The organism is Actinotalea sp. C106 (assembly GCF_023630195.1).
Lineage (GTDB): Bacteria > Actinomycetota > Actinomycetes > Actinomycetales > Cellulomonadaceae > Actinotalea.
In genome coordinates this window covers 1-3,766 of record NZ_JALPKN010000291.1, presented here as the reverse complement: position 1 = coordinate 3,766, position 3,766 = coordinate 1, and the positions used below count along the sequence as shown (strand labels likewise).

Genomic DNA, 3,766 nt, shown 5'->3' with positions numbered 1-3,766 from the left:
GTGCGGCGGGCGCAGGCCTCGACGGTTGCGGCGAGCACCGCGTCGGCCTCGCCCTGCGGGTCGAGGAAGGCTGCGGCCGACCACACCTGGACGACCGTCCAGCCGAGCCGCTCGAGGCGTTCGGCGTCCTGGCGATCGCGCACGCGGACGCTCGGCTCACCGACGTAGGCCTCGTCGTCGGTGAGCACCGCCACGAGCATCTCACCGGGCAGGTCCGGGTGACCGACGACGAGCGGGATGCGCGCGTCGGTGCCCAGACCGTGGTCGATGTCCACCACGAGACCCTGCCGCCAGAGCCGCTCGGCGAGGTCCAGCACGAGGCGGTCGGGCTCGGGGCCGGTGGCCTCGGGCTCGGGACGCTCGCTCCGGGCCGGGGCGGCAGAGCGCGCCTCGGCGAGGGCCAGGAGGTCCGCGAGCATCCTCGCCCCGGGGGACTTGAGCCGGTCGGGGTCGAGATCGGTCGAGGAGAAGCAGCTCACGACAGTGAGTCGCTGGCGGGTCGCGCCGAGGGCCTCGAGCAGGCGCCCGTCCCCACCCGGCTCGCTCACGGCGCCGAAGCGGTGCAGCACCCGGCCGTGCGGGGTACGGCCGTAGCCCACCGAGAGGATGACCGCCTCGCGGGTGAGGCCCTGGGTGGCCCCCACCTCGACCACGGCGAAGGGCTCGGGCTGGTCCGACCGGAAGAAGGTGCCGAGGGAGGGGTTGTCCCGGACCTCGGCCATGACGGCCTCGCGCAGCCGTTCGGTGTGCACGGGGGAGGCGCTGATGACTGCGAGGGACTCGTCGGGCCGGCTCAACGCGTGCTCGAGCACGAGGTCCACGACGTGGGTGACCTCGGCCTGCGTGGCCTCGACCGCCCCGTTGGCGGCGGGCATCCCGGCTCCGTCGACCACGTCCAGGCGCAGCAGCGAGGCCGTCGAGGGCAGCGGGGTCGCGGTGAGGCAGCCTGCGTACCCGTGGTCGGACAGGAAAGCCGTCAGGTGCGGGTCGCGACGGGAGGTGTCCGCGTGCAGAGCGAGGGAGGGCAGCACCTCGGCGAGCTCGGCCAGGGCGGTGCCCGAGGCGCACCGGGTGTCCCCGACCACGAGCACCTGGCGGCCACGGGCCAACGCCCCGACGACCGTCTCGATGGGCAGGTGGCTCGCGGCGTCGAGGATCACGAGGTCCTCCGCGCGGCGCCCGGGCAGCACGTGCGGCACCAGCATCGGCGAGGCCACGAGGCAGGGGCGCAGGTGCCGGGTGACGTCGGGGTAGCGGTCGACGGCCTGACGCACCCCACCGAACCTGTCCTCGACGATCTCCCCGAACAGGTCCTGGGTCTGCTGGTCGGCCGCCCGCAGCCGCACGCGCAGGTCCTCACGGGCCGCCGCCAGGGCCAGCACCCCGCGATCGGCGACGTAGCGGCGGTCGAGGGTGCGGAACTCGGCGACCAGACGGGCGAGAGCCGCGCCGTCGTACCCGGCCAGGGCAGGGTCCTGGCGCAGGATCTCCTCGAAGACGGTGCTCCACCAGGCCAGCTCGAGCTCGGCGCTGACCAGGGCCGCCGGCACGCGGCGGTCGGCGAGGTCCTCGAGCAGGTCGCCCAGGCCCCGTCGGTCCAGGTCCCGGACGATCGCGGTGCGCTCGGGAAGGGTCGAGAGGGCTGAGCGGTCCTGCTCGAGCCGGCGCAGCCGCTCCCGCAGCGACCGCCACGGGAGGGTCTCGAGCTCGCCGCCGTCAGGGGTGTTGGCGAGCACCGCCCCCAGGCCCGCGAGGTCGTTGCGGATCATCTGGAACTCGCGCTCGATCGCTGCGAGCCCCTCGGGGATCCGGGGCCAGCCACCGGCCGGGCAGTGCGCCTGCCACACCTCGCGCTGGGACTGCACGTCGACGAGGGCCGCGTGCAGGTCCTCGACGGGGCGCCCGGGGCGCAGCATGTCCTTGGCCTGCTTGCGGAAACGGCGGCGCAGGCCGCGCGGCATGTCGAGGCCTCGCTCGGCGCGCCACGCAGGGGTAGCGGTCGCAGCGACGAGGTCCGCGGCGGAACGCTCGAAGACGATGGGCTGGAAGACGTCGAGGGCACCACGCACCCCCGCGAGCATCTCGAGCTGCTCACCCCATTCGGCGGGCGTCGCGGCAGGGGTCAGCCCCGTGGTCTCGGCGACGTGGGTGACCTCCTCCTCGAGCCGCGGCAGGCTCTCCTCGAGCAGGTGGTCCAGTCGGGCCAGCACAGCGGAGGCGCGGTCGTTGGTGAGCAGGTCCGCGCCGTACCAGGCGGTCGAGCGGGCCGAGGTGGAGAAGGCCCCCAGGCCGGCCGCACGGACCAGGTCGGCCGCAGCCTGGGCGCGGCGCTCGGCGTTGAGGGACTCGGCCACGGGCACGGTCAGGCGGACCCGGGTCTGGGCGGCAGGCCGCCCCGAGGTGAGGCGGGCGAGGGCCTGGAGCGCGTCGTAGGCCGAGGCCCCCCATGGCTCGCGCTGGACGTGCAACCCGTCGATGTACCCGCTGAGCCGCGCGCGACGGTCCAGCAGCTCACGCTGCACGATCGCGACGTGCGAGGCCTCGACGTGCACCGGCTCGACCGTCATCGCACCGAGCAGCCGGCGAGCGGCCTGGGCACGCCAGCCCGAGTCCGGCGCGATGTCCAGGACGAGGCTCTCCAGGCCAAGCTCGGTGAGGCGGTCGACCAGGGCAGCCCCGGCCCGCCGGTGCCCGGGTACGTAGAGGACCGTGCGCCCGGCCGCGGCGGCGTCCGCCACGACGGCGGCGAGGGTGCCGGGCACGTCGCTGCCCGCGGGGGCGTCGACCAGGAGGTGGTGACCGGCGGCGATCGCGTCCAGCACGTGGGTCTGCGCGGGGTCGAGGTCACCCACGCCGCGCTCCTGGTCCAGGGGGCGGTCGCCACGCAGCGGGCGGGGCAGGGGGTGGGTGAGCGCCTCGACGGACCGGTGGTCCCCGGCCAGGGCGCGGAGCACCTCGTGCTCGACCAGGTGCGGCCCCTGGGCCTCGAGGTCGTCGACGAGCACCTGCTCGGGGTGCACGAAGGTGCCCACCAGGAGGCGTTCCTCGAGCCGGAAGTCCTCCAGCACGGCCGCACCCAGGGCGCGCAGCCGCCCGAGGGCTGGCCGGGGGTCGAAGCCGGCCTCGGTGAAGGTCCCGCGTGCGAGGGCGGCCGGGTCCAGCAGGGCGCCGCGGCGGCGCAGCGAGGCCGCGAGCAGCGGGTTGATCTCGAGGGAGGGCTCGAGGGAGAGGTCGTAGTCGCTCTCCCCCCGGCCGCGGGGGTGGATGGCCACGGGACGGAGCAGGACCGGGGCCCGGACCGTCCTGACCTGCGTGGCGTCCTCGGACCCGGTGGTGCGCGAGGACGCCTCGGGGGCTGCCCCGTCGGCCACGCGGTCGGCCTCGGCGGCCTCGTGCGCCTCGATCGCTCCCGGGACGACGGCGACCTGGGCGATCGCCGCGAGGTCGTCACCGTCGACGGCCGGAGCCGTCCGGACGTCGAGGGGTTCGGTCCATGTCGCGACGCCGATGGCGAGGAAGGCGGAGGCGATGCCGTAGCGCTGGGCGTGGTCATCGGCCAGGGCGCCGACTGCGCGGGCCCGACGCTTGGCGGAGGACAGGGCGCTGCCCTCGCGGACGAGGTTGGACAGCCGGGTCTCGCGGCCGGCGAAGAGCTGCGCGATGCCTGAGGGGTGGGCGGCCGAGAGGTCGAGCTGGGCCTCACCGAGCCGGCCGACGTCGGCGAGGGCCGAGTCGCCTGCGCGCGCCACGAGGGCCTCGCGCCACC

General features: G+C 75.6%; 1 protein-coding gene. It reads right to left on the bottom strand.

From position 1 onward, the window contains the following. The coding region (locus L0B03_RS15110) for a hypothetical protein (RefSeq protein WP_250447280.1) at nucleotides 1–3,766 on the bottom strand (3,766 nt) is incomplete at both ends.